Raw genomic sequence first — 24907 nt, 5'->3', positions numbered from 1 at the left:
GTAGCGCCGGGCACCGACAACCGGCTCAGCCCGCGTCGCCGCTGTCGGCCGCGGTCGCCGTCGCCTGGAGCCGGGACAGCACGCCGGAGGGGCTGCCGCCGGGGGCGACGGCCTGGCCGATGTCCTGCTTCACGGCCGCGCTGACCGTCGCCCAGGAGGTCTTGCCGACGGGGTACAGCTCGGAGGTGGGCAGCTGGTCGAGGAAGGGGCGCAGGGCCTTGTCGGCCGCGGAGCCCGACTCGCCCATGGTGTTGGACGCCGAGCCGGTGACCGGGAGCAGGCCGTAGGTGCGGGAGAAGTCCAGGACGTTCTTCTCGCTGTAGACGAAGTTCAGGAAGTCGCCGGTCTGCTCGGCGTGCCCGTTCTGCTTGAAGGCCATCATCCAGTCGGCGACGCCCATGGAGGCCCTGGCCTTGCCGGTGCGGCCCGGCATCGGCACCATGCCGAACTTCACGCCCTTCTTCTCGGCCTGCTGGATCAGCGTGGGGTGCCCGTTGAGCATGCCGACCTGGCCGTCGGCGAAGGCCGCGAAGGCGTCCGCTCGGTTGAGCTTGGCGGGCGCGACCGGGCCGGTCAGGCCCTTGCCGACCAGGTCGTCCCTGAGCCAGGTGAGGGTTTCGACGTTCGGCGCGGAGTCGATGGTGTAGGTGCCGATGTCGTCGGTGTAACCGGTGCCGCCGCTCGCCCCGCTGAGCAGCCACTGCATGGTCTCGGCTTGGGCCTCCTCGGGGCCGAGCGGCAGCGCGAAGGGGTACTTCACGCCCTTGTCCTTGAGTGTCGTGGCGTCCGCGGCCAGTTCGTCCCAGGTGGTGGGCGGGGTGATGCCGGCCTTGGTGAAGAGGGTCTTGTTGTAGAAGAGCACGCGCGTGGAGGCGGCGAAGGGGATGCCGTACTGCGTGTGGTTCCACTGGCCGGCCTCGGAGAGCTGGGAGAGGAAGTCCGCCTGGGTGCGGATGGAGAGCAGCTCGGAGGCCGGGTAGAGCTTGCCGGCGGCCGCGTAGTCGGCGTAGGAGCCGATCTGCGCCATGTCGGGGGCGTTCCCGGCCGCGACCATGTCCTTGACCTTGCGGTCGACGTCGTTCCAGGAGTAGACGCTGACGTCGATCTTCACGCCGGGGTGCTTGGACTCATACGCCTTGACCAGGGCGTCCCAGTACTTCTTGGAGCTGTTCGCGGCGGAGTCGCCGTAGTCGGCGGCGACCAGTTTCAGGGTGACGTCGGAGGAGCCCGTGCTCCCGCAGCCGCTGAGAAGTGAAGTCATGACCAGGGCGGACACCGCCGCGATCGTTCCTACCGTACGCCGACGCACCGTCAAAGCCCCAACCCTGCTGTCTGACCGTTCAAGAAATGGACACATAAGGTCTACACCACGCGAGTGGACTAGACCTCTTGCGGGTGCGAGGTTCACACTAGGGTCCGTGGTGAGACATGTCATCGCCCTGGACGTGGGCGGTACCGGGATGAAGGCCGCCCTCGTCGGCGACGACGGCGAGCTGCTGCACCTCGCCCGCCGCGCCACCGGACGCGAGCGCGGACCGGACGCGGTGGTCAGGACGATCCTCGACTTCGCCGCCGAGCTGCACGCCCACGGCGCCGCGCACCACGGCGCACCGGCCGTCGCCGCCGGCATCGCGGTCCCCGGCATCGTCGACGAGGAGCGGGGCGTCGCCGCATACGCGGCCAACCTGGGCTGGCGGGACGTACCGCTGCGCGCGCTGCTCACCCAGCGGCTCGGCATCCCCGTCGCCCTCGGCCACGACGTGCGCACCGGCGGCCTCGCCGAGGGCCGGATCGGCGCGGGCAAGGGTGCCGACCGGTTCCTGTTCGTGCCGCTCGGCACCGGGATCGCGGGCGCCATCGGCATCGACGGGCGGGTGGAGGCGGGCGCGCACGGTTTCGCCGGCGAGATCGGCCACATCGTCGTACGGCCGTCCGGCATCCCCTGCCCCTGCGGGCAGCACGGCTGCCTGGAGCGGTACGCCTCCGCGTCCGCCGTCAGCGAGGCCTGGGCGGCGGCCTGCGGGGACCCGGACGCGGACGCCGCCGACTGTGCCAAGGCCGTCGCGTCCGGCGACCCGGACGCCGTCCGGGTCTGGCAGCAGGCCGTGGACGCGCTCGCCGACGGGCTGGTCACCGCGCTCACCCTGCTGGACCCGCGCACCCTGATCATCGGTGGCGGTCTCGCCGAGGCGGGGGAAGTGTTGTTCCAGCCGCTGCGGGACGCCGTCCGGCGGCGGGTCACCTTCCAGAAGCTCCCGGCGATCGTGCCCGCGGCCCTGGGCGACACAGCGGGTTGCCTGGGTGCGGGACTGCTGGCCCGCGACCTGCTCGACCGCACCGCACCCGGCTCCACCGACCTCGACCCCACCGACCCCCCGGAGGTAACCGCCTGATGGCTCCCAGCTTGGTTCTCACAGGTGCTCGGGTGGTGCTGCCCGGCGGAGTGGTGGACGACGGCCGCGTGTCCGTCGAGGGTACGAGGATCGTGGCCGCGGCCGCCGAGAGCGCCAAGGTCGTCGACGTGAGCGGCCACTGGCTGGTCCCAGGCTTCGTCGACATCCACAACCACGGCGGCGGCGGAGCCTCCTTCTCCGGCACCCCCGAGCAGATCCTCACCGCGATCCGCACGCACCGCCTGCACGGCACCACCACCCTCGTCGCCTCGACCGTCACCGACGAGATGGACCTGCTGGTGCGGCAGGCCGGGCTGCTGAGCGAGCTGGCCGAGCAGGGGGAGATCGCCGGTATCCACTTCGAGGGGCCGTTCATCTCGCCGTGCCGCAAGGGCGCGCACTCCGAGGAGCTGCTGCGCGACCCGGACCCGGCCGAGGTGCGCAAGCTGATCGACGCGGCGCGCGGCAGGGCGAAGATGGTGACCCTCGCCGCCGAACTGCCGGGCGGCATCGACTCCGTGCGGCTGCTCGCCGAGCACGGGGTGATCGCGGCGATCGGCCACACGGACGCGACGTACGAGCAGACGGTCGAGGCCGTCGACGCGGGCGCCACGGTCGCCACCCACCTCTTCAACGCGATGCCCCCGCTGGGCCATCGCGCGCCCGGCCCGGTCGCCGCCCTGCTGGAGGACGAGCGGGTCACGGTCGAGCTGATCAACGACGGCGTGCACCTCCACCCCGCCGCCCTGGAGCTGGCCTTCCACCGCGCGGGCGCCTCCCGCGTCGCGTTCATCACGGACGCGATGGACGCGGCCGGCTCCGGCGACGGCCGCTACCTGCTCGGCCCGTTGGAGGTCGAGGTCAGCGAGGGGGTGGCGCGGCTGGTGGAGGGCGGCTCCATCGCGGGCTCGACGCTCACCCAGGACCGGGCGTTCCAGCGGGCGGTGACCGTCGACAAGCTGTCGGTCGAGGACGCGGTGACGGCCCTGTCCGCGAACCCGGCCCGCCTCCTGGGCCTCTTCGACCGCGTCGGCTCCCTGGAGCCCGGCAAGGACGCCGACCTGCTGCTGCTGGACGCGGACTTCGCCCTCAAGGGCGTGATGCGGCAGGGCGCGTGGGTGATCCCGCCCCAACTGGCCTGATCTGCCCGTCTTTTCCCTCGACGGCGGCCGACTCGTGACTGGGCCGGCCGCCTTCTCTTTGGCATGATCGAGGCCCGGAAACCGATGACGGGCGCGACGACCGTCGCCAGGCACTTCGAGGGAGGTCGGCCCGGGTGATCCTCACGGTCACGCTGAACACCGCTCTCGACCTCACCTATCGCGTGCGGTCGCTGCGGCCGCACGCCTCGCACCGGGTCTCGGAGGTCGTCGAGCGGCCGGGCGGCAAGGGTGTGAACGTGGCCCGGGTGCTGGCCGCGCTCGGCCACGAGGTGACGGTCACGGGCTTCGCGGGCGCCGCGACCGGCCGGGCGATACGCGACCGGCTGGCCGGCATCGGCGGCCTGACGGACGCACTGGTCCAGGTCGCCGGAGCGACCCGGCGCACGATCGCCGTGGTGGACGAACTCTCGGGCGACACCACCCAGTTGAACGAGCCGGGCCCGCAGATCGAGCCGGCCGAGTGGGGTGTGTTCCTGGACCGCTACGAGGAGCTGCTGGCCGGCACCTCGGCGGTGGCCCTGTGCGGCAGCCTGCCGCCGGGTGTCCCGGTCGGCGCGTACGCGAACCTGGTCCGGACCGCCCGCTCCCACGGTGTCCCCGTGCTGCTGGACACCAGCGGCGAACCGCTCCGCCGCGGGGTGGCGGCCCGCCCCGACCTGATCAAACCCAACACCGACGAACTGGCCGAACTCACCGGCTCCCACGAACCGTTGCGCGCCACCCAGGACGCCCGCCGCCGCGGCGCCCACGCGGTCGTCGCCTCTCTGGGCGCGGAAGGCCTGCTGGCCGCCACCCCCGAGGGCCGCTGGCGCGCCACACCCCCCGCCCGCCTCCACGGCAACCCGACGGGCGCGGGCGACTCAGCGGTCGCGGGCCTGCTCTCGGGCCTGGTCGAGAAACTCCCCTGGCCGGACCGCCTCGCCCGCGCGGCCGCGTTGTCGGCGGCGACGGTACGGGCCCCGGCCGCCGGCGAGTTCGACCCCGCGGTGTACGAGGAGCTGCGGGGGCGGGTGGCCGTGACCGGGGTCGTCAGCGCGGCCTAGACGTCCTTCGTGACCTGACCCTGCTTCAGCTTGACCTTGCTGATCAGGGCGTTGCACTTGTCGCCGGAGCCACAGGAGACGGAGATCGTGTTGGGGACCTGCTTCAGGGTCGGCCACACGTAGGAGTACGTCCAGCCGTTGGCGAAGTCGCCGTTCTTGGCGTGACGGTAGTTCACCATGCCCAGCTTGCTGCCGAACGGGGTGCCGTTGACGGTGACCGACATCGACTGGTCGTCGTCGGCCGTGCTGTAGTACACGAACAGGGTGTACGCGCCGGCCGACGGGGCGTTGACGTTCCAGGTGACCGAGGCGCCCGGCTGGTTCAGCCCCGTCACATAGCTGCCGTCGGAGGAGCTCGCGCCCTTGACCTCCGAAGCCTTCGACGCACCGCCGGCCGGCGTGAGGGCCGAGGCGTCGGCGTGCAGCGCGTCGCCCGCCGAGGCACTGCTCGCCGACGGGCGGGGAGCGTGGCTCTGGGACTGGGTCGGGGTGGTGTCGGCCTCGTTGCCGGTCTTCTTGTCGTCGTTGCCGTTGATCATGGCGACGCCGATGCCGATGACGACCGCGGCGACCACCGCGATCGCGCCGATCAGGAGGCCCTTGGTGTTGGGGCCGCGGCGGCCGGGGGCCGGCGGTACCGGCTGGCGGCCGGGCGGGGTGCCGCCGGGCAGGGTCTCGGGGGCCTGGTAGTGGGCGTTCGGCTGGCCGTAGGCGCCCTGCTGCTGCGGCACGGTCGGCTGGCCGTACTGCGGCTGCTGGGCGTACTGGCGCTCGCCGACCGTACGCACTCTGCTGACCGAGCCCGGGTAGCCGTAACCGCCGGACGGCGGCTGGGCTCCTCGGGCCTGACCGTCGGCGTACAGATAGCCGAACGGGTCGTCGTCCTCGGGCGTGCTCGGGCCGTTTTCGCCGGGCGTCATCCCTTGGTCTCCTCAGCAGGTGCGGGTGGATGCGATACAGGTCTGGAAGGGCGAGCCTACCCGCTCCGAGTGAGCCAAACGGGTGACTCAGACCGCATCAACTCTCTGACCTGCGGGTCATCCGGCGCGTCGGTGTTGTTTGGGACGAGATCGTTTCTCTACGTACATACGCTCGTCGGCTGACTTCAACACTTCGTCCGCAGTCATGCCGCAGTGTGCCCATCCGATGCCGAAACTCGCGCCCACCCGGACGGCCCGGCCCTCGGCCCGGATCGGCTGGATGATCTCGTTGCGCAGCCGGACGGCGAGGTCCTGGGCGTCGGCCCGGCCGAGGCCGTCGGCGAGGATCACGAACTCGTCGCCGCCCAGGCGGGCCACCGTGTCCCCGTCGCGCACCCCGTGCGAAAGGCGCCGGGCCACCTCGATCAGGACCGCGTCGCCCGCGTTGTGCCCGAAGCGGTCGTTGATCGACTTGAAGCCGTCGAGGTCGCAGAAGAGGACCGCGAGGCCCTTGGTGCCGTCGTCCCGGTCGTCCTCGGGGGCCACGGTGTGGACATGGTGGTCGTAGGCGTCGTAGCCCTCCGTGCTCGGCCGGAAGTCGAAGCCGTGCCCGGCGGGGGCGTCGAAGGCGGGGTGGCCGTAGGCCGCGTCCAGGGACTCCAGGTCACCGGCGTGGGCGGGGCGCCGGCACAGCCGGGCCGACAGGCGCGAGCGCAGCTCGGCGGAGTTCGGCAGGCCGGTGAGCGAGTCGTGGGAGGCGCGGTGGGCGAGCTGCAGCTCGCGGCGCTTGCGCTCCTCTATGTCCTCGACGTGGGTGAGCAGGAAGCGGGGGCCGTCGGCGGCGTCCGCGACGACGGAGTTCCGGAGGGACACCCAGACATACGTGCCGTCGCGGCGGCCCAGGCGCAGCTCGGCCCGGCCGCCCTCGGCGGAGGTCCTGAGCAGGGTGCCGATGTCCTCGGGGTGGACCAGGTCGGAGAAGGAGTAGCGGCGCATCGCGGAGGCCGGGCGGCCCAGCAGGCGGCACAGGGCGTCGTTGCTGCGCAGGATGCGGCCGTGCTGGTCGCCGCCCATCTCGGCGATGGCCATGCCGGAGGGGGCGTACTCGAAGGCCTGCCTGAAGCTTTCCTCACTGGCCCGCAGGGCCTGCTGCTCGCGCTCCAGGCGGACCAGGGCGCGCTGCATGTTCGCACGCAGACGCGCGTTGCTGATCGCGATGGCGGCCTGGAAGGCGTACATCTGCAGGGCCTCGCGGCCCCAGGCGCCGGGGTGGCGGCCGTTGCGCGGCCGGTCGACGGAGATCACCCCGAGCAGCTCACCGGAGGAGCCGCCCTGCACGCCCGGGGTGTACATGGGGGCGAAGAGGCGGTCCGAGGGGTGCCACTCGTCCTCGAAGCGGGGGGCCGGGCCGTCGGTGTACCACTGGGGGACGTCGTCGTCGTCGAGGACCCAGCCCTCGGTGTGCGGTATGAAGATCAGGTCGCCCCAGCGCTCACCCATGGTCAGCCGCCGCTCCCAGGACTCGCGGGAGCCGACCCGGCCGGTGATCAGGGCCTCGGCGGCGGAGTTCCCGGAGAACGCGGCGACGACGAGGTCGCCGTCGGGGCGTACGAGGTTCACACACGCCATCTCGTAGCCGAGGGCGTGTACGGCGCCGTCGGCGACGGTCTGCAGTGTGTCCGCCAGGCTGCGTGCCGTGTTCATGTCGGCCATGACCTGGTGCAGCTGTCGCAGGGACGCAAGGCGGACATACGGCTCCGACTCGGTCTCCATGCTCGCCCTCCCCCCGAGACCTCGCAGCGAATCAAGGGTTGTCGTCGGCGCTTCTTCAGGGTGCCGCTTACGGTGCTGTTCCAGTTTCCCCGCCACTGAATCACAGCGCGCTGCCCACTCGGTACACAGGGTCAACAATTCCTGCCCCTTGTGACTCAAGTCACAGGAGAACGTGAACAATTGAGTGGAGTTTCTGCGGTTTCCCCATGCGGTTACTGAACGCAATTTTTGCGTGTTTGTTCACTTTGCGTACACAGACGTACACAGCGGTCCGCCCCTGGTCCTAGGACCCGGCTCGGGCCGACGCCCGATGCGGTGCGCGCGGAGCGGAGACTAGCGTTTCCGGCGTGCTGAAGACTCCCTCACCCACCGCCACCGCCGCTTCCGGGCATGCTGAGGGGGTGAGCAACGACGAGTTCCGGGCCGCGATGTCCCGGCTGGCCGCCGGGGTGGTCCTGGTGACCGCGCAGGAACCGCCGCTGGACCCGGACGACCCGGACGCGCCCGGCATGGAGGACGTCGGCATGACCGCCACCGCCTTCCTGTCCGTCTCCCTCGACCCGCCACTGGTCCTGGTCAGCCTGCGCGAGGGCTCCCGCATGGACGACCTGCTCGACGAGCAGCCCCTGTGGGCGGTGTCGGTGCTCGCCGAGAGCCAGCGGCACATCGCGGGCCGCTTCGCCATGAAGGGCCGCATCAGCGACCGGCTGCTCTTCGAGGACATCGCCTACGCCCGCGGCGAGACCACCGGCGCGCCGCTGGTGGGCGGCGCGCTGGCCACGCTGGAGTGCCGCACCGAGCAGCGGGTGGCGGCCGGCGACCACACGCTCGTCATCGGCCGCGTCCTGACCGCACGCGTCCCGAGCGCGGAGGGCGGCCCGCTGCTGTACTTCCGGGGCCGGTACCGGCAGCTGGGCTGAGCCCCGATATCGCGTGGCAGGTACTGAACCGCGCGCCTATGGTGCGCACATGACACCCCGCCTGGAAGAGGTCACACCCGCGAACTTCGACGCGGCGATCGGCATCCGGATCCACCCCGACCAGGAACACGCGGTCCAGCCCGTCGTACGGTCCCTCGCCGAGGCCTACGTCCACCCCGCCGGCGTCGCCTGGCCCCGGCTGATCGTCGACGAGGACCGCCCGGTCGGCTTCCTGATGGCCTTCCTGGACATCGACTGGTACGGCGACGGCAGCGTGCGCCGCTCGGGCCTGTGGCGCCGAACATCGCCGCGGACGCGCAGGGCCGGGGCTACGGCCGCTTCGCCGTCGACGCGGTGGCCGACCTGATCCGGGGCCGCGGCGGCACCGAGATGTACGTCTGCTGGCACCCCGGCGCGGGCGGCCCCGAGGGCTTCTACCTGGGCCTGGGCTTCCGCCCCAGCGGGGAGGTCGACGGGGGTGAGACGGTCGGCGTACGGCGGGTGTGAGGGCCGGGGGGCTGCGCCGGGGTGGTTCCGGTCGCCCGCCGCCCCGGCTCGCCTCAGGCGGGCTCGACGGTCAGCTCCGCCAACCGGTCCGGGCTCGTCACGATGTCGATGGACGCGATCCGGTCGGCCACGAAGGTGAACGTCAGCGCGCGCTCCAGCCGGTCGTCGGCGTACACGACCAGCCCCGTGGCGCCGTCCACCAGCGCGGCACGCGCGACGCGGGCCAGATGGGCGAAGCTCTTCGCGCCGGAGGCGACCCCGGCCGCCCCGATGCTCGTACCGGCGTCGCTGCGGGCCAGCACGTCCGGGTCGAGCACCGCCAGCAGCCCGTCGAAGTCACCGTCCCGCGCGGCCGACAGAAAGGCGTCGACCACTTCCCGCTGCCGGACCAGGTCCGCCTCCGGCGCCTGAGCACCGCGCACCCGGCGCCGCGCCCGGCTGGCCAGCTGGCGCGCGGCGGCCGGACTGCGCCCGAGAATGCCGCCGACCTCCTCGAACGGCACCCCGAACAGATCGTGCAGCACGAACGCGAGCCGCTCGGCCGGTGACAGCGTGTCGAGGACGACGAGCAGCGCCACCCCGACCGAGTCCGCGAGCACCGCGTCCTGGGCCGGGTCCGGTGCGGCGGAGGCGCCCGGGTTCCAGGTGTCCAGGGGCTCCTCGCCCCGGGAACGGCGGGAGCGGAGCATGTCGAGGCAGACCCGGCCGACGACGGTCGTCAGCCAGCCCCCGAGGTTGCCCACCTCGCCTGTGTCGGACCGGCTCAGCCGGAACCACGCCTCCTGCACCGCGTCCTCGGCCTCCACGACCGAACCCAGCATCCGGTAGGCGACGGCCCGCAGATGCCCCCGGTACGCCTCGAACCGCTCGGCGAGAAGATCGTCGTCGCGGTGCTGTCCGTCGTCGCTCATCGTGTGGTCCGGCCTCTCCGTCACCGTCAGCGGTCCTCCGCCTCAGTCCGGGTCACTGACGAACCGCGGGCCGAGGATGTGACGGGTGCCGCCCGCCGGGCGGCACCGGCTCACGACCAGTCCCGGCCCGAGCGGCCCCGCTTGGTGTCCGAACGCTGCTTCTTCTCCCGCAGCCGGCGCTCGTTGATACCGCGCGGGATCCGGGTGGGCCGGCGCGGCCTGGGCGGGGGTGCGCTGGCCTCGGCGAGGAGGGCGGCGAGGCGTACGGCGGCGGCCTCGCGGTTGCGCCACTGGGAGCGGTGCTCGGAGGCCCGCACGGACACCACCCCGTCGACGAGACGGCCCGCGAGCCGCTGCAGCGCCCGCTCCTTCCACACCGGAGGCAGCGCCTCGGTGCGCGCCAGGTCGAAACGCAGCTCCACCTGCGAGTCACTGGTGTTGACGTGCTGCCCGCCGGGCCCTGACGACCTGGAGAAACGCCACATCAGCTCGGCCTCGGGAAGCGAGACGGAGCCACGAACGACGTAAGGACCGGACATGCGTCCCATGTTCCCGGTCCGGCCCGCCCCGCGTCACCCGGTTTTCGAGGTTGGTAAAAGAGGTAAAGGGATCCGGAACCATGGGGACCCCCCTCGACGTTCTCCCCGGTGACGGTAGCTTCGTCGGCACAGAAACCTAAAGGGAAGGACTCCCAATCATGGCTGTAAGCCTGTCCAAGGGTGGCAACGTCTCGCTCACCAAGGAGGCTCCGGGCCTGACCGCCGTCACCGTGGGCCTCGGCTGGGACGTCCGCACCACCACCGGCACGGACTTCGACCTGGACGCCTCCGCCATCGCGGTGAACGGCCAGGGCAAGGTCTACTCGGACGCGCACTTCGTCTTCTTCAACAACAAGCAGACCCCGGACAACTCCATCGTCCACACCGGCGACAACCGCACGGGCGAGGGCGCCGGCGACGACGAGGCGATCAACGTCAACCTGGCCGCGCTCCCGGCCGACATCGACAAGATCGTCTTCCCGGTGTCCATCTACGACGCCGAGAACCGCGGCCAGAACTTCGGCCAGGTCCGCAACGCCTACATCCGCATCGTCAACCAGGCCGGCGGCGCCGAGATCGCCCGCTACGACCTCTCCGAGGACGCCGCCACGGAGACCGCCATGGTCTTCGGCGAGCTGTACCGCAACGGCGCGGAGTGGAAGTTCCGCGCGGTGGGCCAGGGCTACGCCTCGGGCCTGGTCGGCATCGCCCAGGACTTCGGCGTCAACGTCTGACGCCCGTCCGTGCGAGCGGACAGCCCCGGACCCGGCCCGCCCGCGGTCCGGGGCTTCCGTCGCCGCCCGGAAATCCCGGTGGGGACAGCACGGCCTGCGGTTAGGTTGCCCCCGTGATCCTTGAGCCCCTCTCCCCCGGCCAGGACATGCCGGCCCCGCTGCTGACCGAACTCACCGCGCTGTACGCGTCCAACCGCGAGTTCCACCGGCTCAGCGGTGACTTCCCCGACCCGGAGGACGTACGCCCCGAGCAGGTCGCGGCTGCGCTGGCCGAGGACCTGGCGATGCCGGACGCCGAGGTGCTGCTCGCCCGCACGGAGCAGGGGCGCCTCGTCGGACTCGCGGGCACCCTCGCCCACCACCCCGACCCGGCCGACCCGGACCCGTGGATCGGGCTGCTGCTGGTGGACGCGGCCGTGCACGGCCAGGGGTACGGCCGTGCCGTCGTGCATCGCGTCGAGAACCGTTTCCGCGCGCAAGGCCGTGGCGCGGTGCGGCTCGCCGTCCTCGCCAACAACCCCAAGGCCCTGGCCTTCTGGACCGCCCTCGGCTACGAACTGATCGGCCACCGCCCCGACCGCGCCCGGGGCCGCTCCTGCGCCGTGCTCCGCAAGGTGCTGGGTGAGGTGCCGCGCACACCGAGAGCGGCGGCCCGGATCGCCGTCGTGGCCCCGGACGGCGCGGTGTTCCTCTTCCGGTACGACGACGCCGAGGCCGGGCCCCACTGGGCCCTGCCCGGCGGCGGCCTGGAGCCGGGCGAGAACCCGCGCGAGGGCGCCCTGCGCGAACTGGCCGAGGAGACCGGCTGGAGCGATCTGGAGCCCGGCCCCCTGCTGTGCACCTGGGAGCACGACTTCACCCGCATGGACATCCCCGTCCGCCAGCACGAGCACGTCTACGTCACCCGCGGTCCCCGCCGGGACCCGGCCGGCCCCCACCTCGCCGCCGAGCACACCGCCGACGGCATCCTCGGCTGGCGGTGGTGGACGAGGCGGGAACTGGCCGAGGAACCCGAGCCGGTGTGGCCGCCGGGGCTCGGGCGGCTGCTGGACGAGTGGGAGGGCTGAACGGGCCGTGCGGCGGACGACGCCGGACGGCGGGACACCGCGGTGCGGGACCCGGCCGGCCGGTCAGGGCCGGGACGGCTTGCGGTCCCCGTACAGCCAGTCCTTCCATATCCCGGTGAAGTCCTGGTGCGGGGCCTTCTTCTCGACGTACGCGGTGAAGTCGGCGGTGTCCGCGCTGCCATGGCGGTGGGCGGCGGCCCAGCCCTGGATGATGTCGTAGAACGTGTCGTCGCCGACCTTCTGCCGGATCTTCTGCAGGACCATCGCACCGCGCTCGTAGACGGGGCTGTCGGAGATGTGGGCGGCGCCGGACGGTTTGGCGGGCGGGTAGGCCCAGATGGCCTCGTTGTCACCGTCGTAGAGGTCCGTGAAGGTCTGCTGGGCGCTCTTGCCGCCGTGGTCCTCCCGGTACAGCCACTCCGCGTAGGTGGCGAAGCCCTCGTTGAGCCACATGTCCTGCCAGGACTTCGGGGTGACCGAGTCGCCGTACCACTGGTGGGCGAGTTCGTGCACGAGCGTGCCGGTGTCGAACTCGTCGCCGGGGAAGACGGGGCGGTTCTGGGTCTCCAGGGCGTAGCCGACGTCGCCCGGCCGGTCGACGATCGCCCCGGTGGAGGAGAACGGGTACGGCCCGAAGTTGATCTCCTCCCACTTGATGATGCCGGGGAGTTGCGCGAGCACCTTCCTGCTCGCCTTCTCCTGGGTGGGGTCGACGGCGGTGAGGATCGGCAGCCCGTGCGGGCCGGTGCTGCGGGTGAGGTCGAAGTGGCCGACGGCGACCGTCGCGAGGTAGCTCGCCATGGGCTGGGCGGTGTGCCAGTGGTAGGTCGTGCGGCCGCCCTTGGTGGTCTGGTCCGTCAACTCGCCGTTGGAGACGGCCTGGAGGCCCTTGGGGACGGTGACGGTGAGGTCGTAGGCCGCCTTGTCGGAGGGGTGGTGGTCGCCCGGGAACCAGGCCATGGAGCCGACGGGTTCGCCGAGGCCGAGGGCGCCGTCGGCGGTGCGCAGCCAGCCCTCCTGGGAGCCGTCGGGGTCGGTGAGCGTGCGCGGGGTGCCCGCGTAGCGGACGACCGTGCGGAACGTCTCGCCCTTGCTCAGGTCGTCGTGCGGGCGGACGGTCAGCTCCTGTCCGGCGCGGTTGAAGCGGGCCTTGCGGCCCTCGACGGTCACCGAGTCGACGTCCAGCCCGGCGAGGTCGAGATCGAAGGCGGACAGGGCCTGGGTGGCGCGGGCGGTGATGACCGCCGTACCGGTGAGCCGGTGGGTGGCGGGGGTGTAGTCCAGGGTGAGGTCGTAGTGCCCGACGTCGTAGCCGCCGTTGCCGGCCTTGGGGAAGTACGGGTCGCGCAGCCCGGAGCCGCCCGGGGTGCCGTGCACACCGCCGTCGCACGCGGTCCCGGTGAGGGCGAGGACGAGCAGGGCCGCGACGGCCGGGACAAGGCGCACGGATCTGGACATGTCAGTGATCTTATGTGCCGGGGGGCGCGGGCAGGCATGACACCATCTGTGACGTGCTCGACATCGGCTACGCCCTCTCCAACCGGTTCCCCGACCCCCCGCAGACCGACTACCGCCGCGCGGACGTCCACGCGCTGCGGCACGACCTGTTCTGCGGAGACGTCTATCTCGCGGACACCAGGACGGACCGGGAACTGTCCACGGCCTGGGGATGGGTGCCGGTGCTGGACTTCGCCTGGGCGCTGTGCGACATCGTGGAGCGGCTGGACCGGGATCCGATGGGTTCCCGCGCCGCCCGGCCGCAGCACGCGGAGCTGGACTTCACCGAGTCCACCGACCGGATGCTCTTCGAGCGCCGCTTCGGCTGGGTGGACATCACCGCCGACTGGGCACCGGCCGAGGAGTCCCCGCTGTCCTTCTCCCACGCCGCACTGCGCCGCGAGGCCCGCGACTTCCTGCACGACCTGATCGCGGACCTCACCGACCTCCACGAGGACCTGGCGGAGAACCCGGCCGTCTGGACCCTGCAGGCCCGCTTTCCGCGGGTGCCGTAGCCTCGCGTGCCCTGGCTCGCTTGCCCTGGCTCGCGTGCCCTGGCTCGCGTGCCGTTCGGGGGGCTCCCGCCGCCAGACGCTCCCGCCGCCCCGGGACCCCGCGCCCCGGCCCCCGCCGTCCTCACTCCACCCGGATGCCCAGCTCCGCCGCCAACGCGGGCGCCAGATCCAGCAGTTGCCCCGCGCTGATCACCGCCCCGGACAGCCGGTCCAGTCCCCGCACGATCTCCAGCGGAGCGGCACCGCGCAGGTCCACGTCCTTCAGCGTCGCGCCGCCGAAGTCGGCCTCTCTCAGCGCGCAGTCGACGAACTCCACCCGCTCCAGGCTCGCGCCCGCGAAGTCCGGCTCGACCAGCACACAGGACTCGAAGGCGACGTCCTTGAGGCGGGCCTCGCGCAGGTTCAGAAAGTCGATCTTGCCGCCGCGCACCACGACCCGCTCCAGGACGGCGCCGTGCAGCTGCGTGCCGCCCAGGCGGGCGTCGACCAGCTCGACGTCCCGGAACGTGGACTCGGCGAGGTGTGTGCCGACCCCGCGCAGCCCGGTCAGGACCGAGTCCAGCACTCTGGCCCGGCCCAGCGCCGTACCGTCCACCGCGCAGCCCGTCAGCGCGCAGTCCATGAACCGGGCGCCCACGCCGTCCTGCCCGGTCAGGTCCGCGTCCCGGAACTCCAGCCCGTCGTAGTCCCCGTCGGGCCGCAACTCCGCGTCGGGCCACGGCTCCAGCGGCGGCAGCCTCAACTCCGGCCGTCGCGCCCCCCGCACCCCTGCCCGGCCGCCCGCCGCACGGCCGCCGCCCATCGCTCTCCTCGCCATGCCCCCATGCTGCACCCCGCCACTGACAATCCGCCCCGGCCTGCGAGGACCCCGTCCATGTCACATCCCGGCACACCGCGGCCGTCCTGGTTACACACCAGGCGAACCGATCCGAGGGAGAGACCGTCCCATGCACTCCATCACCGTCGTCGGCGGCGGCTTCGCCGGACTCACCGCCGCGATCACCGCCGCCGAGGCAGGCGCCAGGGTCACCGTGTACGAGGCCCACCACACCCTGGGCGGCAGGGCCCGCACCGCCGCGGGCCCGTACCGCACCAACGAGGGCCCGCACGCCCTCTACAACGGCGGCCCGCACTGGACCTGGCTCAAGCAGCGCGACCTGATCGGCCCGCTCGCCCCGATCCCGCCGCTGGAGGCGGCCCGGCTGCGGCTGCGCCACCACGGCGCCCTGCGCCGCACCCCGCCCTTCGGCATGCTCAAGCTGCTGCGCCCCGGCCTGCGCCCGGCACCCGTCGACGCCGACTTCCTGAGCTGGGCGAGCGAGGTCGCCGGCGAGGAGGGCGCCCGCGCCGCGGCCCACTACGCGGCCGTCGCCCTCTTCCACCACGACCCGGGCGCCCTGTCCGCCGCGTTCGTGCAGGAACGCCTGCGCCGGGCCACCAAGCTGCCGCCGGAGGCCCACTACCCGGTCGGCGGCTGGGCCCGTGTCATCGACCGGATGGCCGCGCGGGCCCGGAAGCTGGGCGTGCGGATCGAGACGCGCTCCCGCGTCGACGCCCTGCCCACCGACACCCCCGTGATCGTCGCGACCTCCCTGCCCGCCGCCCGCCGGCTGCTCGGCGACGACTCACTGACCTGGCCCAGCGGCCGCACCGTCCTGCTCGACCTCGCCGTACGCGCCCGGCGCGGTGACCCCTTCGTCCTCTCGGACCTCGACGCGGCCGGCTGGCTCGAACGGTGCACGGCGCCGGACCGGACCCTGGCACCCGCCGGGGAGCAGCTGATCCAGGGGCAGGTCCCGATCGGGCCGGGCGAGTCCCGCGCCGACGGTCTGGCCCGCGCCGGTGAACTGCTCGATCTGGGCTTCCCCGGCTGGCGGGAGCGGGCGACCTGGCGACGGGACGCCGTGGCGGACGGCCGTACCGGGGCGGTGGACCTGCCCGGCCGCAGCTGGCGGGACCGGCCCGGCGTGGACCGGGGCGACGGGGTCTACCTCGCGGGCGACCAGGTGGCGGCGCCCGGGGTGCTGTCGGAGGTGTCCTTCAACAGCGCGGTCACGGCCGTGTCCCTGATCCTCGGCCGGCCCGCGCTTGACCTCAAGCATGCTTGAGGCCGGAGGGTTGGCCCCGCCGCAACAGTCCGAGACAGCCGTCTTCCCGGGGGTCGCCATGCACGCCGTCCGTCTGTACGCCTTCGGGCCCGCCGAGAACCTGCTCTACGAGCGGGCCGAGGATCCGGTCCCCGGCCCCGGCCAGGTACGGATCGCGGTCGCCGCGGCCGGGGTCCACCTGCTCGACGCGGCCCTGCGCGCCGGTCACCGGGGCCCGCTGCCCGAGCGGCCCGCCCTGCCGACCGTGCCCGGCCGGGAGGTCGCGGGCGTCGTGGACGCCCTCGGCGACGGCGTCGACGGCCTCCGGCTCGGCCGGCGGGTCGTGGCCCACCTCGGCTTCGCGCCCGGAGGCTATGCCGAACTCGCCGTCACCGACGCCGACCGCGTCCACGAGATCCCCGAGAACCTGGACTTCGCGGCGGCCGTCGCCATGATCGGCACGGGCCGCACGGCGCTGGGCATCGCGGGGTTCGCCGAACCGGGACCGGACGACGTGGTCGTCGTACCGGCCGCCGCCGGTGGCATCGGCACCCTCCTCGTGCAGCACGCCAAGAACGCCGGCGCCACCGTCATCGGGCTCGCCGGCGGCGCCGAAAAGACCTCCCGGGTCCGGGCGAACGGCGCGGATCTCGCGGCCGACTACACCGACACCGCATGGCCCGCGAGGGTCCGCGCCCACCTCGCGGGACGGCCGGCCACGATCGTCTACGACGGCGTCGGCGGCGAGGCGGCCCGGCAGGCCGTGGCCCTCCTGGGACCCGGCGGCCGGCACCTGGTCTTCGGCTGGTCCGCGGAGGGCATCGGCGACGGCGCGGGCCACGTCGTCGAAGGCCTCTCCGAGTCCGTGCTCGGCCCGGAGATGCTCCGCAGGGCCGGCGGGCTGCGCGCACTCGAACTGCGCGCCCTCACCGAGGCCGCCCACGGCCGGCTGCGCCCCGCCGTCACCCGCTTCCCCCTCGCAAAGGCGGCCGAGGCACACCGCGCACTGGAGAACCGCGGCACGACAGGGAAGGTGGTACTGGAGCCGTGAGGCACCCGCCGGACGCCGGGAGCCCCGGCCCGCACCCGGCGAAGGCGCCCCTGCCGGCCTCAGTCGCCCGAGCCCAGCGCCGCCAGCGCCCCGTCCGTCAGCCGGTACACCGTCCACTCGTCCTGCGGACGCGCACCGAGCGCCTCGTAGAAGCCGATCGCGGGCCGGTTCCAGTCGAGCACCGACCACTCCAGCCGCTCGTAGCCGCGCTCCACGCAGATGCGCGCCAGCTCCGTCAGCAGCGCCCGCCCGTGCCCGCCACCGCGCGCACCCGGCCGGACGTACAGGTCCTCCAGATGGATTCCGTGCACCCCGCGCCAGGTGGAGAAGTTCAGGAACCACAGCGCGAACCCGGCCGGCTCGCCGCTGACGTCGTCCACCGCGACATGCGCGAACGCCGCCGGCCGCGCCCCGAACAGGGCCTCCCGCAGCTGCTCCTGCGTCGCCCGCGCCTCCTCCGGGGCCTTCTCGTACTCCGCCAGTTCACGGATCAGGGCATGGATGACGGGGATGTCGGCGGGGGTCGCGGTACGAATCATGCGAGGAGGCTAACCGGACACGTCCCCGCGGCATCCGGCCGTCTCACCCCGTGCGCAGCCGCCGGGCGAGCTCCAGCTGACGCTCCTCGACCGGCCGGCCGTCCGCCACGTCCCACAGGGCGTTCTGCAGCAGCCGGCCCAGCGTCCAGGCACGGGCCCGCTCCCGGTCCAGGCCGAGCACCTCCGTCATCGCGTCGAAACGCCGGCGCACCTCGGCCGCCTCGAAACGGTTGTCCAGCGCGGGCCACAGCTCGAAGCCGGGGTCGCCCGCGAGCGGCTTGGGATCGATCGCGAGCCAGTCGGCGCGGTCGGCGGCGAGGACGTTCTCGAAGTGCAGGTCCCAGTGCAGCAGCCGGTCACCGGGCTCGGCGGCCACCTCCCGCACGGCGGCCGCGCAGTCCGCGACCGTACGGCGGGTGCGGACGTCGGGGATCCGCTCCAGCGTCCACGGGGTCCGCTCCAGCATCGCCTCGGTGATGTCACCGAGGCGGCGCATGCCCGGCGGCGCCGGGAACGACGTCAGACGCGCCAGCAGCCGGGCGATGACCAGCACGGCCTCGTGCGTGTCGGCCACGGCGGACAGCATCCGGGACGCGTCCAGCCGCTCCAGGAGCATGGTGCCCGTCGCCGGATCGTGGTCGAGGAGCCGTACGGCCCCGTCACCGTCCCACACCCGCAGCGCGACCGGTTCGCCCTCGCTCTCCTCGTCCCGCAGCTGCAGTTTGAGGACCGCGGGGCCGCCGTCGGCACGGACGACCGGCAGCACCAGCGCGCTGACACCGTTCATCGAGCGCCCGTCCAGCCGCAGGTGCCAGCGGTCCAGGAAGGCCGCCACGAGATCCGGCAGCCCGGCGACGAAGGCCCGCCCCGCCGCGCCGTTGTACCTCTCCTGCGCCTCCGCCAGATCACCGGGGATGTCGATCACGGACCGGACGATACTGGCGTGCGTGAATCGGCTCATGCGAATTATCCGGGGCACCGACGGCGTGCGGGCGTACATCCGCAGCGCTCCGGGCACATACGTGTGGCTGGCGATCCTCTTCGTCACGACCGTCGCCCTGCACCACATGTCGCCGGAGTTCGAGGAGCACTTCCTGCGGCAGCGGTCGACCAACATCCACGAGCTGTCCCGCAACCCGGTGCGGGTGCTCGTGGCCAGCGCGATGTGGATCGACAGCGGCCACTGGATCCCGTACGTCGTGCTGTACACGGTGTTCCACGCGCAGGCCGAACGCTGGCTGGGCACCCTCCGCTGGTTCACGGTGTGCGCCCTGGCGCACGTGCTGGCCACGCTGATCAGCGAGGGCGCCCTGCTGCTGGCGATCCGGGACGGCATCGCCCCGCACTCCGCGGTCAACACCCTGGACGTCGGGGTGAGTTACGCGCTGGCGGGGGTCATCGGCGTGCTCACCTACCGCATCGCGGCGCCCTGGCGGTACGCCTGTCTGCCGGTGGTCCTGGTCTTCTTCGGGGTGTCCCTGGCCGTGGAACGGTCCTTCACCGAACTCGGCCACTTCGTCTCCGTACTGATCGGGCTGGCCTGCTACCCGCTGGCGAGGAGCCGCGGAAAAGCATGGAATCCGAAGGAGACACTGGCCGCGCTCAGGGGTTAACGTCCCGGCCATGAGCAGCTCGGCAACCAGTGTCGTCAACGGCGGGATCTCCTTCTGGTACACGGACGACGGCCTCCCGGCGGTGCGGGAGCCGCTGTCCGGGGACGCCACGGCCGACGTCGTCATCGTCGGCGGCGGCTACACCGGCCTGTGGACCGCGTACTACCTCAAGAAGGCGGCCCCCTTCCTCCGCATCACCGTCCTGGAGCAGAAGTTCTGTGGCTACGGCGCCTCCGGCCGCAACGGGGGCTGGCTCTACAACGGCATCGCCGGCCGCGACCGGTACGCCGCTCTGCACGGCCGCGAGGCCGCCGTACGGCTGCAGAAGGCGATGAACGACACCGTGAGCGAGGTCATCACGGTCACCGCGGCCGAGGGCATCGAGGCGGACGTGCACCGCGGCGGTGTCCTCGAAGTCGCCACCACCCCCGCCCAGTTGGCGCGCCTCAAGGCCTTCCACGAGCACGAGCTGTCCTACGGCGAGAAGGACCGCGAGCTGTACGGCGCCCGGGAGACGGCCGAGCGCATCCGGGTCACGGACGCGGTCGGCTCCACCTGGACCCCGCACGGAGCCCGGCTGCACCCCGTGAAACTGGTCAAGGGACTCGCGGCCACGGTGGAGGCCCTGGGCGTCACCGTCCACGAGTACACCCCGGTGACGGAGATCCGCCCCCGGCACGCCGTCACCCCCTACGGCACCGTCCGCGCCCCCTACGTCCTGCGCTGCACGGAGGGCTTCACGGCGTCCCTGAAGGGCCAGAAGCGCACCTGGCTCCCCATGAACTCCTCCATGATCGCCACCGAGCCGCTGACCGGCGACCAGTGGGCGGCGATCGGCTGGGACGGCCGGGAAACCCTCGGCGACATGGCCCACGCCTACATGTACGCCCAGCGCACCGCCGACGGCCGGATCGCGCTCGGCGGCCGCGGGGTGCCATACCGCTTCGGGTCGAGGACGGACAACGACGGCCGTACCCGGCCGGCGACCATCGAGGCCCTGCACGAGATCCTGACCCGCTTCTTCCCCGCCCTGGCGGGCGTGCGGGTGGCACACGCCTGGTCGGGTGTGCTGGGTGTGCCCCGCGACTGGTGCGCCACGGTGACGCTCGACCGCTCCACCGGCCTCGGCTGGGCCGGCGGCTACGTCGGCTCCGGCGTGGCCACCGCCAACCTGGCCGCCCGCACCCTGCGCGACCTGGTCCAGCACGACTCCGGCCAGGGCGGCCGCACCGAGCTGACGGACCTGCCCTGGGTGAACCACAAGGTCCGCAAGTGGGAACCGGAACCCTTCCGCTGGCTCGGCGTCCACGGCATGTACGCCACCTACCGCACCGCCGACCAGCGCGAACGCCTCCGCCCGGGGACGGAGTCCTCGCGGCTGGCGAAGGTGGCGGACCGGCTGGCGGGACGGCACTGAGGCCACACGACGAGAAGGGCCCCGGTCACGAGAGCGGTCCCAGGATCTCCTGGGACTCGATGAGCCCCTGCTCACTGGGGGCCTCACCGTCACCGAAGACGCGTGCGGCCTGCCGGGCGCGGAACGCGAGATGTGCTTCGGCGGGCCTGGCGTAGCCGTGGCGGGCGCGGGCTTCGGCGGGTGTCAGCACCTCCTGGCTGCGGGGCGGGATGCCGAGCTTGACGGGCGCGACCACCGCGACCGTGGAGGGCGAGATCCTGCCCAGCAGGCGCAGTTCGGCCCTGGGGTCGAGGTGGGCGAGCGCGAAGGCCGTCTTCATGACGGGCACGATGAGGATGTCGAGGAGGCGTGACTGCCGGATCCCGGCCATCTCACGCATCCAGCGCGGCATCGTGGCGATCGTGGCGATCCGCTGCGCCTTCGCGACGGCCAGGCTCGCCGGCTTCGCCCAGCGCGGCACCGGCGGCAGGACGAGCTCGGTCCTGAGCAGGTGGTGCATGGCCTGCCGGGCGATCGGGCTGGCGGACAGCCGCGGGCGCATCCGTTCGAAGTACGCCCGGACTCCTTCACGGCTGCGGGGAACGTCGTCGGGGGAGCACGTCTGCAGTTCCGCGGCCAGTGCGCACGCCTCCCAGTACTCCTTCTCCTCCTGCGCGGAGAGCTTCCCGGGCCCGTACTTCTCGTAGGCGTAGAGGATCGAGTGCCAGCCGGTGAGCTGGATCCACAGCTGCGAGGCGGGGTCGTTGGCATCGTAGGTCCCGCCGCCGTAGGGCAGGTCGCCGATCGCCTTGGAGTGGACCTTGACCAGGATGTCCGCGGCCTCGCACACCTGTCGTGAACCGGCGAAGGCCACCATCGCGAAGTACTTCAGGGTCCGGTCGTAACGGGTGCGGGAGCGCCGGTAGATGCCCTGGGTGGCGTGGACGGCGGCCACCAGCGGCGGGTCGAGTTCCTCCACCACCACGGCTCGCTGGAAGCCCACCGTCGGTGCCGTCGGATAGCTCCAGACCTTCCAGACCACCGAGCCGGGACCGAAGAAGCCGTAGTCCTCGTGCCGTTCGATCCCGTCGTGCTCCCGCTTCGCCATGGGGCCGCTCCTCGTGCGTCCGCGGCGTATGCCGCCCTCAATTACGACACTGCTGTCTTAAATTAAGACACGCGTGTCGTAAACTGCCAAGGTGTCAGCGCCCCTCTCTTCGCAGGACAGGCCGCGCAAGCGGCGCCCCTACGCCCCGCGCGTGCCGATCGAGCAGCGTCGCGAGCAACTGCTGGACGCCGCCCTCGCCGTGATCGTGAACGACGGCTACGACCGGGTCTCCATCGACGCCGTCGCCAAGCGGGCCCAGGTCGCCCGGTCGGTGGTCTACGGCGCCTACGAGAACCTCGACGCCCTGCTGACCGCCCTGCTCGACCGGCAGCAGGCGCGCGCCTTCCAACGCCTTCTCCAGACGATCCCCGGCCCCGAGAACCTGCGCGACCCGGCCGCGTTCGCCGCCGAGACCGTGCGCCGGATGTCCGCGATGCTCCACGAGGACCCGGACACCTGGCGGCTGATCCTGCTGCCCCCGGGCAACATGCCCACGGTCGTCCGCGACCGCATCGAGGCGGACAGGGAGCGGTTCCGGCTCCGGGTCGAGGCGTGGATCTCCCTCGCCCTGGCCGACCGGAGCGGCACGGCACCCGGCCCGCGGCTCGACCCGCAGGTCCTCGCCCACGCACTCGTCGCCTGCGCGGAACACTTCGGCCGCCTCGCGCTCACCGATCCCGGCATGTTCGACCCACCGCGCCTGATCGGCCAGCTGCAGGTGATCCTCGGCGCCATCCGGCCACGGACGCGTTGACGACGGCCGGACGGTCCACGGCCGAGAACAGCGTCCTGCCTGGGAGAATCCCCAGGCCGGAGAGTTTTCCAGAGCCCCCTGTCGGATTCGAACCGACGACCTACGCATTACAAGTTGTCCGATCTTGGTCCGGACGTCTCCACGGACATCCGTCACGAGCCTTGCTCCGCTGGTCAGCCGCCATGCCGGACGGCCATGGACGGAAACGAACCACCCCGGAGCTAGCGTCAACTGAGACCGCAACTGGGACCAGAGGTAGATCCCTCACGTCGAGCCGCGATAGTCCGCAGAGGTCCACCCCCACTCCGGGTTGCCGTTCTCGTGTTAGATCAACGCCAGAGTCGATGCGAGCGCGTGGTTGCTTCGAGTGAACTCGGGTCACGGATCGGTGAAAGCGCGTTCACGCTGCCTCCGAGCAGGCGCATCATGCAGCGGAACACCGCCACCACATCGGGGGGAATCGTGGCCAGCTACAGCGATGTCCAGAAGGCCGTGAACACGGAGAAGCGGCGAGTGTGGTTTGCGTGGCTGGCCGGCAACCTGCTCACGCTGTTCATCGCGCAGGCGATCAACGTCCTGACGGGTGTGCCGACGGTGGCGGCGATCCTGTTCGTGGTCGTGTTCCTACTGCTGACCATGACCGCGTACCGCATGCACGCGGCGTTGAACCGTCGCGCGGAACGGGAGCGGCGCCAGGTACTCGGGGAGGACTACCCGGCATGACCACCGGCGCCCCCGCCGGCTGTACGGCCCAGAGCTGGTTCACCCTGCGACACTGCGGGCAGGGCTCGTGAACGCGAGAGGCCCCGGACTGGTCCGGGGCCTCTTATCGGTACGGTGTCAGGAGGCTGCTCCGTTTCCGCTGGTCAAGTCATCATTGACCCCTGTGTCCCCCCTCTGGTGCGGCACTTCGAGGGATGTCGCCGCGTGCCCGGGGGACCCCTCGCGGGATCCAACAGGCAAGAGGTCATGCGGCAGGGCCACCTCGCCGGCCCGACGTTGAGCGAGCCACCCGGAGCGCCTGTGGGACGGTGCCTCGGTGCGTACGTGCTGGAACCCCAACCGCTCGTAGTAGGCGTGCAGCCCGGTGTTCGTGCGCCAGGTGTCGATGCGCACCCAGGTTCGCCCTTCCAGGGCGGCAAGCCGTGACATCCAGTCGATGACCCGGGTTCCGAGCTGCCGGCCGGATGCTTCTCGGGCAACGATCAGCTTGTAGAGGTACAGCGCTGATTCGGGACGGTCGGCATCGGTCCAGAAGTCCCGGTCGACAGGACCACGACTGACGGTGGCGAGCACCTGGTCGCGCTCGCCAACGACGACCCATGCCCGGCCCTCGTCTATGCTCGCGCGCCACTTCGCGATAGCGCGATCGCCGGTCTCCGGGTCGCTCCACTGGTCGGTTCCCTTGGTACGTAGCCACCCTTCGGCCTCTGCGCGTAGGTCCAGGAGGGCGGGTACGTCCTCCGCCGCTGCTGGGCGGAGGTACTCAGTCCGTGCTGACTTCATAGAGGATCTTGTGCCTGTCTCCTGGGAGGATGGTGACCATGCAGCGGAGGGGGCGATCGTCCGCGTCATAGCCCGTTCGGGTGTGCTCTGCGACTGGAGTAGCTGCGGGAAGGCCAAGTTGCTCCGCTTCCTGGTGAGTCGGCATACGGACTGAGATTTCGTCCACGTACTTGGCTTGCACGAGTCCCACGGAGGCGAGGATGCCGCCGGGCGCGGAGACGTCGCGAGGCTCCATCAGGGGCGTGCCGACCACGAGTTCCTGAGGGAAGTACGAGTCAGCGAGTGCATAGGGCCGGTTGTCTATGAATCGGACGCGCTTGCGCGCCACAGCCAATCCGTCTTCGGGGAGCCCAAGACGCTCTCGGACGTGGGGCGGGGGCACGACGATCGACACCGTGATCTCTTGACGGGGAGCGTTCCCGTTCTCCGCGATCGCGCTCGCCCACTGGTCGCCGGCAGTCCGTCCCTCAACCGCGTTGGCGTGGCGAGTCCGACTCTCCAGAGTCGTCCAGTTCCACACGACAGGGGGGTAGTCCTCGCGGACGTATTTCCCCTGTCCCTGTCCCGCGACGACCAAGCCCTCTTCAATCAAGAGGCGTACGCCGGCGCGGATGGTCTCGCGGCTGTAGCCGTAGTGACTCATCATCTTGGACTCGCTGGGCAGGGCTTCACCTGGCGCCAACCTGCCGGACTGGATCTGTTCGCGCAGCTCATAGGCGATTTCCTGAGCCTTCGTCATTCCGCGTCGCACTGCCACGGTGTCCCCTCTGCTCCGACTCCTCCGTACAAGTTAGACCAGGGGGCTTGACTCTCCAAGCACGACTCGTGCAGTCTCTTGCCGAGACACTCCTCCAGACAAGTCGGATGGGGT

General features: G+C 71.9%; 25 protein-coding genes and 1 pseudogene. 14 read left to right on the top strand and 12 right to left on the bottom strand.

The features are described 5' to 3' along the window. Nucleotides 1-25: 25 nt before the first annotated feature. Nucleotides 26-1261, bottom strand: a complete 1236-nt coding sequence (locus tag IO33_RS0130610; RefSeq protein ID WP_031170923.1) for an extracellular solute-binding protein — start codon at nt 1259-1261, stop codon at nt 26-28. Nucleotides 1262-1421: 160 nt separating this feature from the next. Here IO33_RS0130610 and IO33_RS0130605 point away from each other — a divergent pair, with 160 nt between their 5' ends. From IO33_RS0130605 to IO33_RS0130595, 3 genes are all read left to right on the top strand, one after another. Next, nucleotides 1422-2393: an ROK family protein gene (locus IO33_RS0130605; RefSeq protein WP_031170921.1), complete on the top strand. Its 972-nt coding sequence runs from the start codon at nt 1422-1424 to the stop codon at nt 2391-2393. Further along, nucleotides 2393-3535, top strand: coding sequence for an N-acetylglucosamine-6-phosphate deacetylase (nagA, locus tag IO33_RS0130600; RefSeq protein WP_031170919.1), 1143 nt, complete (start codon nt 2393-2395; stop codon nt 3533-3535). Before IO33_RS0130605 ends, nagA begins: the two co-directional genes overlap by 1 nt. A gap of 134 nt (nt 3536-3669) precedes the next feature. Then, nucleotides 3670-4599, top strand: coding sequence for a 1-phosphofructokinase family hexose kinase (locus tag IO33_RS0130595; protein ID WP_031170917.1), 930 nt, complete (start codon nt 3670-3672; stop codon nt 4597-4599). Here IO33_RS0130595 and IO33_RS0130590 read toward each other — a convergent pair. Then, the gene (locus tag IO33_RS0130590; RefSeq protein WP_031170916.1) at nt 4596-5519 is read right to left on the bottom strand and encodes a CBM35 domain-containing protein; all 924 of its coding nucleotides are present in this window, start codon (nt 5517-5519) and stop codon (nt 4596-4598) included. The two genes, IO33_RS0130595 and IO33_RS0130590, sit on opposite strands and share 4 nt — an antisense overlap. 117 nt (nt 5520-5636) lie before the next feature. Further along, nucleotides 5637-7292: a diguanylate cyclase CdgB gene (gene cdgB / locus IO33_RS0130585; RefSeq protein WP_031170914.1), complete on the bottom strand. Its 1656-nt coding sequence runs from the start codon at nt 7290-7292 to the stop codon at nt 5637-5639. 347 nt (nt 7293-7639) lie between these two features. Here cdgB and IO33_RS0130580 point away from each other — a divergent pair, with 347 nt between their 5' ends. Together IO33_RS0130580 and IO33_RS44620 are read left to right on the top strand one after the other, a co-directional pair. Further along, on the top strand, nt 7640-8212 hold the full coding sequence (locus IO33_RS0130580; RefSeq protein WP_078963966.1) for a flavin reductase family protein: 573 nt from the start codon (nt 7640-7642) through the stop codon (nt 8210-8212). A 49-nt stretch (nt 8213-8261) separates the two neighbouring features. Then, a pseudogene (locus IO33_RS44620) lies at nt 8262-8719 on the top strand (GNAT family N-acetyltransferase). A 53-nt stretch (nt 8720-8772) separates the two neighbouring features. On the opposite strand, the gene IO33_RS0130570 reads toward IO33_RS44620, so the two are convergent. Both IO33_RS0130570 and arfB read right to left on the bottom strand, forming a co-directional pair. Then, entirely contained in the window at nt 8773-9630 is an 858-nt protein-coding gene (locus IO33_RS0130570) for a sigma-70 family RNA polymerase sigma factor (protein WP_031170910.1), read from the bottom strand. Nucleotides 9631-9740: 110 nt separating this feature from the next. After that, nucleotides 9741-10178 carry an alternative ribosome rescue aminoacyl-tRNA hydrolase ArfB gene (arfB, locus tag IO33_RS0130565; RefSeq protein ID WP_031170908.1) on the bottom strand — a complete coding sequence of 146 codons (438 nt, stop codon included), beginning with the start codon at nt 10176-10178 and terminating at the stop codon, nt 9741-9743. Between the two features lie 149 nt (nt 10179-10327). Here arfB and IO33_RS0130560 point away from each other — a divergent pair, with 149 nt between their 5' ends. Together IO33_RS0130560 and IO33_RS0130555 are read left to right on the top strand one after the other, a co-directional pair. Next, nucleotides 10328-10903 (top strand): TerD family protein, encoded by a 576-nt coding sequence (locus IO33_RS0130560; protein WP_031170907.1) that lies wholly within the window; start codon nt 10328-10330, stop codon nt 10901-10903. 113 nt (nt 10904-11016) lie between these two features. Continuing rightward, nucleotides 11017-11970, top strand: a complete 954-nt coding sequence (locus IO33_RS0130555) for a bifunctional GNAT family N-acetyltransferase/NUDIX hydrolase (RefSeq protein ID WP_031170905.1) — start codon at nt 11017-11019, stop codon at nt 11968-11970. Nucleotides 11971-12033: 63 nt separating this feature from the next. On the opposite strand, the gene IO33_RS0130550 is transcribed toward IO33_RS0130555, so the two are convergent. Next, entirely contained in the window at nt 12034-13428 is a 1395-nt protein-coding gene (locus IO33_RS0130550) for a M1 family metallopeptidase (protein WP_031170903.1), read from the bottom strand. A gap of 53 nt (nt 13429-13481) precedes the next feature. Here IO33_RS0130550 and IO33_RS0130545 point away from each other — a divergent pair, with 53 nt between their 5' ends. Then, nucleotides 13482-13982, top strand: coding sequence for a hypothetical protein (locus IO33_RS0130545; RefSeq protein WP_031170900.1), 501 nt, complete (start codon nt 13482-13484; stop codon nt 13980-13982). A 121-nt stretch (nt 13983-14103) separates the two neighbouring features. Here the strand turns inward: IO33_RS0130545 and IO33_RS0130540 are convergent, their stop codons facing one another. Then, nucleotides 14104-14799: a pentapeptide repeat-containing protein gene (locus IO33_RS0130540; protein WP_107069416.1), complete on the bottom strand. Its 696-nt coding sequence runs from the start codon at nt 14797-14799 to the stop codon at nt 14104-14106. A gap of 130 nt (nt 14800-14929) precedes the next feature. On the opposite strand from IO33_RS0130540, the gene IO33_RS0130535 reads away from it, so the two are divergent. Beyond that, a complete protein-coding gene (locus IO33_RS0130535; RefSeq protein WP_031170896.1) occupies nt 14930-16090 on the top strand; it encodes an FAD-dependent oxidoreductase in 1161 nt (386 codons plus the stop codon). Between the two features lie 58 nt (nt 16091-16148). After that, complete coding sequence (locus tag IO33_RS0130530) at nt 16149-17120, top strand: zinc-binding dehydrogenase (protein WP_031170894.1); 972 nt, start codon at nt 16149-16151, stop codon at nt 17118-17120. A 59-nt stretch (nt 17121-17179) separates the two neighbouring features. Here IO33_RS0130530 and IO33_RS0130525 read toward each other — a convergent pair whose 3' ends face one another. Continuing rightward, nucleotides 17180-17659: a GNAT family N-acetyltransferase gene (locus IO33_RS0130525; RefSeq protein WP_031170892.1), complete on the bottom strand. Its 480-nt coding sequence runs from the start codon at nt 17657-17659 to the stop codon at nt 17180-17182. Nucleotides 17660-17702: 43 nt separating this feature from the next. Beyond that, nucleotides 17703-18620 carry an aminoglycoside phosphotransferase family protein gene (locus IO33_RS0130520; protein ID WP_031170890.1) on the bottom strand — a complete coding sequence of 306 codons (918 nt, stop codon included), beginning with the start codon at nt 18618-18620 and terminating at the stop codon, nt 17703-17705. Between IO33_RS0130520 and IO33_RS0130515 the strand changes: the two genes are divergently transcribed. Together IO33_RS0130515 and IO33_RS0130510 are read left to right on the top strand one after the other, a co-directional pair. After that, on the top strand, nt 18619-19272 hold the full coding sequence (locus IO33_RS0130515) for a rhomboid-like protein (protein ID WP_031170888.1): 654 nt from the start codon (nt 18619-18621) through the stop codon (nt 19270-19272). The genes IO33_RS0130520 and IO33_RS0130515 overlap by 2 nt on opposite strands. 10 nt (nt 19273-19282) lie before the next feature. Further along, nucleotides 19283-20689, top strand: a complete 1407-nt coding sequence (locus tag IO33_RS0130510) for an NAD(P)/FAD-dependent oxidoreductase (RefSeq protein WP_031170886.1) — start codon at nt 19283-19285, stop codon at nt 20687-20689. A gap of 25 nt (nt 20690-20714) precedes the next feature. Here IO33_RS0130510 and IO33_RS0130505 read toward each other — a convergent pair whose 3' ends face one another. Then, nucleotides 20715-21776 (bottom strand): oxygenase MpaB family protein, encoded by a 1062-nt coding sequence (locus IO33_RS0130505; RefSeq protein WP_031170884.1) that lies wholly within the window; start codon nt 21774-21776, stop codon nt 20715-20717. 91 nt (nt 21777-21867) lie between these two features. Between IO33_RS0130505 and IO33_RS0130500 the strand changes: the two genes are divergently transcribed. Together IO33_RS0130500 and IO33_RS0130495 are read left to right on the top strand one after the other, a co-directional pair. Further along, nucleotides 21868-22530: a TetR/AcrR family transcriptional regulator gene (locus IO33_RS0130500; protein ID WP_078963965.1), complete on the top strand. Its 663-nt coding sequence runs from the start codon at nt 21868-21870 to the stop codon at nt 22528-22530. A 462-nt stretch (nt 22531-22992) separates the two neighbouring features. Then, on the top strand, nt 22993-23253 hold the full coding sequence (locus tag IO33_RS0130495) for a hypothetical protein (RefSeq protein ID WP_031170879.1): 261 nt from the start codon (nt 22993-22995) through the stop codon (nt 23251-23253). 117 nt (nt 23254-23370) lie between these two features. On the opposite strand, the gene IO33_RS0130490 is transcribed toward IO33_RS0130495, so the two are convergent. Beyond that, nucleotides 23371-24036: a GNAT family N-acetyltransferase gene (locus tag IO33_RS0130490; protein WP_078963964.1), complete on the bottom strand. Its 666-nt coding sequence runs from the start codon at nt 24034-24036 to the stop codon at nt 23371-23373. Beyond that, complete coding sequence (locus IO33_RS0130485; protein ID WP_031170875.1) at nt 24017-24775, bottom strand: GntR family transcriptional regulator; 759 nt, start codon at nt 24773-24775, stop codon at nt 24017-24019. Before IO33_RS0130485 ends, IO33_RS0130490 begins: the two co-directional genes overlap by 20 nt. Nucleotides 24776-24907: the final 132 nt, after the last annotated feature.

It is taken from the genome of Streptomyces durhamensis (assembly GCF_000725475.1).
Taxonomy (GTDB): domain Bacteria; phylum Actinomycetota; class Actinomycetes; order Streptomycetales; family Streptomycetaceae; genus Streptomyces; species Streptomyces filipinensis.
The sequence above is the reverse complement of the archived record's forward strand: the minus strand, read 5'-3'. Positions and strand labels throughout refer to the sequence as shown.

What these genes read in the sequence shown, in the direction of transcription:
- IO33_RS0130610 (WP_031170923.1), bottom strand. Translation starts at nt 1,261, where the DNA reads ATGACTTCACTTCTCAGCGGCTGCGGGAGCACGGGCTCCTCCGACGTC.
- nagA (WP_031170919.1), top strand. Translation starts at nt 2,393, where the DNA reads ATGGCTCCCAGCTTGGTTCTCACAGGTGCTCGGGTGGTGCTGCCCGGC.
- IO33_RS0130590 (WP_031170916.1), bottom strand. Translation starts at nt 5,519, where the DNA reads ATGACGCCCGGCGAAAACGGCCCGAGCACGCCCGAGGACGACGACCCG.
- cdgB (WP_031170914.1), bottom strand. Translation starts at nt 7,292, where the DNA reads ATGGAGACCGAGTCGGAGCCGTATGTCCGCCTTGCGTCCCTGCGACAG.
- IO33_RS0130570 (WP_031170910.1), bottom strand. Translation starts at nt 9,630, where the DNA reads ATGAGCGACGACGGACAGCACCGCGACGACGATCTTCTCGCCGAGCGG.
- arfB (WP_031170908.1), bottom strand. Translation starts at nt 10,178, where the DNA reads ATGGGACGCATGTCCGGTCCTTACGTCGTTCGTGGCTCCGTCTCGCTT.
- IO33_RS0130560 (WP_031170907.1), top strand. Translation starts at nt 10,328, where the DNA reads ATGGCTGTAAGCCTGTCCAAGGGTGGCAACGTCTCGCTCACCAAGGAG.
- IO33_RS0130550 (WP_031170903.1), bottom strand. Translation starts at nt 13,428, where the DNA reads ATGTCCAGATCCGTGCGCCTTGTCCCGGCCGTCGCGGCCCTGCTCGTC.
- IO33_RS0130540 (WP_107069416.1), bottom strand. Translation starts at nt 14,799, where the DNA reads ATGGCGAGGAGAGCGATGGGCGGCGGCCGTGCGGCGGGCGGCCGGGCA.
- IO33_RS0130535 (WP_031170896.1), top strand. Translation starts at nt 14,930, where the DNA reads ATGCACTCCATCACCGTCGTCGGCGGCGGCTTCGCCGGACTCACCGCC.
- IO33_RS0130530 (WP_031170894.1), top strand. Translation starts at nt 16,149, where the DNA reads ATGCACGCCGTCCGTCTGTACGCCTTCGGGCCCGCCGAGAACCTGCTC.
- IO33_RS0130525 (WP_031170892.1), bottom strand. Translation starts at nt 17,659, where the DNA reads ATGATTCGTACCGCGACCCCCGCCGACATCCCCGTCATCCATGCCCTG.
- IO33_RS0130515 (WP_031170888.1), top strand. Translation starts at nt 18,619, where the DNA reads ATGCGAATTATCCGGGGCACCGACGGCGTGCGGGCGTACATCCGCAGC.
- IO33_RS0130520 (WP_031170890.1), bottom strand. Translation starts at nt 18,620, where the DNA reads ATGAGCCGATTCACGCACGCCAGTATCGTCCGGTCCGTGATCGACATC.
- IO33_RS0130510 (WP_031170886.1), top strand. Translation starts at nt 19,283, where the DNA reads ATGAGCAGCTCGGCAACCAGTGTCGTCAACGGCGGGATCTCCTTCTGG.
- IO33_RS0130505 (WP_031170884.1), bottom strand. Translation starts at nt 21,776, where the DNA reads ATGGCGAAGCGGGAGCACGACGGGATCGAACGGCACGAGGACTACGGC.
- IO33_RS0130490 (WP_078963964.1), bottom strand. Translation starts at nt 24,036, where the DNA reads ATGAAGTCAGCACGGACTGAGTACCTCCGCCCAGCAGCGGCGGAGGAC.
- IO33_RS0130485 (WP_031170875.1), bottom strand. Translation starts at nt 24,775, where the DNA reads ATGACGAAGGCTCAGGAAATCGCCTATGAGCTGCGCGAACAGATCCAG.